The 3060-nt window shown below is 55.2% G+C and carries 4 protein-coding genes; 3 read left to right on the top strand and 1 reads right to left on the bottom strand.

All coding sequences use genetic code 11. From position 1 onward, the window contains the following. Nucleotides 1-207, top strand: a 207-nt coding sequence (locus ACXJ5O_RS23020; protein ID WP_457301935.1) for a DUF6105 family protein, incomplete at its 5' end; no start/stop codon positions are given. Here the strand turns inward: ACXJ5O_RS23020 and ruvX are convergent. Beyond that, on the bottom strand, nucleotides 171-671 hold the full coding sequence (ruvX, locus tag ACXJ5O_RS23015) for a Holliday junction resolvase RuvX (RefSeq protein ID WP_112530924.1): 501 nt from the start codon (nucleotides 669-671) through the stop codon (nucleotides 171-173). The genes ACXJ5O_RS23020 and ruvX overlap by 37 nt on opposite strands. A 97-nt stretch (nucleotides 672-768) precedes the next feature. Between ruvX and ACXJ5O_RS23010 the strand changes: the two genes are divergently transcribed. Together ACXJ5O_RS23010 and ACXJ5O_RS23005 are read left to right on the top strand one after the other, a co-directional pair. Further along, nucleotides 769-1473 carry a metal-dependent hydrolase gene (locus tag ACXJ5O_RS23010; RefSeq protein ID WP_457301934.1) on the top strand — a complete coding sequence of 235 codons (705 nt, stop codon included), beginning with the start codon at nucleotides 769-771 and terminating at the stop codon, nucleotides 1471-1473. A gap of 48 nt (nucleotides 1474-1521) precedes the next feature. After that, the coding region (locus tag ACXJ5O_RS23005) for a hypothetical protein (protein WP_457301933.1) at nucleotides 1522-3060 on the top strand (1539 nt) is incomplete at its 3' end.

Genomic DNA, 3060 nt, shown 5'->3' with positions numbered 1-3060 from the left:
ATCTACGGAAACATCCTGGGCATTCCGCCGGAAACGATTCCACCACTGGTTGCACGTGCCTGCATCGTCGATACCGGCCTCGTTCTGTGTCTGATAGCGTTCCGCCGCCGTCGCCAGATCATTGCCTGGGTGCAGGCCTGGCGTGCTGCACGAGCAGCAACCGCAGCAACCTATGTCGAGGAATTGCCGTCCACATCGGCTTCCTGACGCAGAGTTTGCAGACGGTCCAAAGCGCCTTGCAGGATGAAGGCGGCTGCCGCTGAATCGATACGCTCGGCGCGCTTCTGTCTCGAAACATCCATTCCGATCAAGGCGCGCTCCGCCGCAACGGTCGACAGGCGCTCGTCCCAATAAACGAATGGAAGCTCGGTCAGCTTTTCCATATTCCGGACAAAAGCGCGGGTGGCTTGCACCCGCGGACCTTCGCTGCCGTCCATATTCACCGGCAGTCCGATGACGATTGCGCCGACATTGTCAGCACTCAAGGCCTTCAACAGATCCTGTGCGTCGTGGGTGAATTTGCTGCGCCTCAGCACGGGACGCGGATTGGCGAAAGAAAATCCGCGATCGGAAATGGCAATGCCGATCGTCTTTGTACCAAGGTCAAGGCCGGCTACCGTCTTGCCATCCGCGACGTGCTCTTCGAGCTGTTCAATTGTCAGTACCGTCAATTTGATAGGTTCCGCACTTTCATGGATCGCTTTATTGTCACATACCGGCAATAGAAGCCTATGGCGAGGGTTCACTTGCAGTTGAAGGAAGATGGATATGAAGATTACCTGGCTTGGCCATTCGGCCTTTCGGATTGAAACAGCAAAAAATACCATTCTTATCGATCCGTTCCTGACCGGGAACCCGAGCGCCAAGGGCGTGGACGTGAAGGAAGCCGCGAGGGGCGTCAAACACATCATCCTGACCCACGGCCACGGCGATCATGTGGGCGACACGATTGATCTGTCGAAGGAGACAGGCGCGCTGGTGACCGGTAATGCCGATCTGGTAACGTGGCTCGGCTCGCGCGGTGTCAATCGCGTTGATCCGACCAATACAGGCGGCACGGTTACCTATGACGGTTTCACGGTAACCTATGTCAGCGCGTTGCATTCTTCCGCACAAATGACCGAGGACGGCGTTTCCCATTCGTTGGGCTCCGCCAACGGCGTTGTGCTGCATTTCGACGATGAACCGACACTTTATCACATGGGCGATACGGACATCTTCTCCGATATGGCGCTGATTAATGAATTGCATCAGCCGGAAATCGGTATCGTTCCAATCGGTGACCGCTTCACCATGGGTGGTGCAGTTGCTGCGCTCGCGAGCCGGCGCTATTTCAAATTCAACAAAGTCATACCTTGCCATTACGGGTCATTTCCGATCATCGATCAGACGGCGGATAAGTTCGTCGCCGGTATGGAAGGCGGTACGAGCGAAGTTATCGTTGCGACTGCGAATGAGCATTTTACGGTGTGACGCATAGTGCTACAGCACGTTCGTCAATTCACAATCCTTGGAGCGCAAGTGCGTAAACTGTTTCTGATCTCGTGTTTGCTGGTTGCCACGACGCCGGTGCATGCACAGGCTGTCGATGTCTCCGGCGCAAAAGCGCTTACCGAACTCCTGTCCAACTATCTTGGGAAGAAAGCGATCGAGAAGAATATCGTCTCGGTTGTCCTCGATGGAGACAGTTACCGCATTACCTTCAGCACAGCGAAGTTGATCGAAACACTTCCCAAGCAGGATTATTTCAAGGGCGATTTCGGTGAATACAGCCTGCTGATAAAGCCAGTTGCCGACGGGTCCTGGAATGTCTCATCGACTGCGATTCCCGGTGGCTCAGTCGAGGTAACAACCCCGGAGGGGCGAGAGGCGGTTCAGTGGTCCGTTGACAATGCGAATATCAACGGAACGTTCGATCCCAAAATCGGCGCTTTCTCCAAGGCATCGTTTTCCTATGGCGCCGTGAAAATGAACACGACAAGTCCTACCCAGGACGTCGAAGCGAGTGTCAATTCGGCCAAGGGTGAAGTGCTTGGCATGGCTGCGCCATCCGGCGGTGTTAATTTCAGCAGCAACCATTCCGCGACAAATTTTCTGGAGACTGTGACTGTCAAATCGCCGCCTTTAGATGATGTCGCGACTGCCGCGCAGCCGATGAAGATCGTTCTGAGCGGCGGCCAGATCGGCGCCAATGCGGAAGGCAAGGGCTTTCGCAACCTGGAGTTTCTGGAGCTCTGGAAATTTTTCATCGCGCATGTAGACGAGACAACGCTGCGGGATCAGGAGCAGGCTGATCTGAAGGCAAAATTACTCGCGGCTCTGCCATTTTGGGACAAGCTTTCGGGGGCATATCAGTTTTCCGATCTCAACGTCGAGACTCCTATTGGACCATTTGCCGCCAAGACCATGTCTCAACAAATCGACTTCGATGGCATCAGCAAGAGCGGCGGCTATCACTATGCGCTGCGGACCAACGGTCTGAGATATCCTGCGTTGCCGATACCTGCGTGGAGCGTGCCGTTTTTGCCGACTGATGTGGAATTCGTGTTTGGTACGGAAGGTCTTGATCTCGACACGGTTGTCCGGGCAGCAGTCACCGACATGGATTTGAGCCGTGCAAAGCCGTTTTCCGACGAATTTGAAGCAAACACAGCTGCCGCATTCATGGCCAATCCCCCGAAGATGGTGATTGACAGGAGCTTTGTCCGAACAGCTGATACCGAGCTTTCGGTTGAAGGCGAGGTTTCGTTCACTGCTCTGAAACCGGAGAGCCACACCACCTGGGAGATGAGCAATTTCGATGCGGTTATTGCTCGGTTGACGACGGCCTCCGAACAGGAGCCTGAGATCAAGAATTACATCGTGTTCGCCAAACTCGCCAAGGATTTCGGCACGCTGCTGCCAAACGGGCACATACAGTGGATCGTCGACCAGAAATCCGACGGGTCGGTGAGCGTCAACGGGAATCCGGTAAAGGGCCCGGATCCCGTCGTCGATCCAGCAACAGACGGTGCGGGTGTCACTGCGCCCGACGACGACACCACGACGATGCCCGACGAC

The organism is Phyllobacterium sp. P5_D12 (assembly GCF_054049495.1).
The sequence above is the reverse complement of the archived record's forward strand: the minus strand, read 5'-3'. Positions and strand labels throughout refer to the sequence as shown.